At 62.2% G+C, this 841-nt stretch carries 1 pseudogene; it reads right to left on the reverse strand.

What is annotated here, in order from left to right:
* Nucleotides 1-600: pseudogene (locus tag D3H34_RS33145) on the reverse strand (Fic family protein); the annotation flags it as partial.
* Nucleotides 601-841 lie beyond the last annotated feature (241 nt).

Here is an 841-nt window from a genome sequence, read left to right on the forward strand (position 1 = left end):
GGTGTCCTCGTCAAGGGGCCCCTCTTGCTCTGCATGCGCAAAAAGCGCCTTGGTGTCGGGCAAGCTCTTGTTGTTGCCCTCCAGGCGCGATGACGACCAGGACAAGTCGATGAGCAACTGCTCCAGGACCTCGCGGACATAGGTTCCCGCCGGCAGTTGGTCCCGGCTGCGGCCGGCGTTGAACAAGTCCGCGGCCAGCTGCGAAGGCAGCAAGCTGGACTGGTTCGGGATGTAGCTGCCTACAAAACTGCTTTCGTAGCCTACCGGAGTGCGGGTTCGCAGAGGCGCGCGAAGCGTTTCGATCAAAGGCATGGTCGCCGGCGACCACTGCAGCAGAGCAGGCCCTGCCGGCGAGTGGGTGGCTGAAGGCGAGGCCCCCAGTGCTGCCTTGGCGGCTTCCGTGGCCACGTAACGGGTGGACCGGCCGTCCCCCAGCTTCTCCAGAAAGCCAGCGGCCAGGAGCTCTCGCAAGGCCCGGTTGATGGTGGGCCGCGAAGTCTGGAGGGCTTGCTCCAGTGAACCAGGGCGAATGGGCTCGCCCGCAGCAATGGCCAGGCGAAGCAACGCTTCGTGACGGGGCGACAGGGAAGGGGAAGTCATTGAGAAGGAAATCTTGTCAATCTCGTCACAATGACAAGAATAGGCTTTAATCTTATCGAGGCGAGAAGCCGATGACAAGATTAATGCTTGGATGACAAGAACGCTTCAGGGTGCTCGGGGCATTGCAGCCTAGAGAGGGGCGCTTGAGATGGGTGTCGGCGACAAAGAGCGGCCTGCAGATTCCATCCATGAACACCGCCAAGTCGTTCCCCGGCCGTTGCGATGGGCCGCGGCGCAAGGG

The sequence above is a fragment of the Acidovorax cavernicola genome (assembly GCF_003581445.1).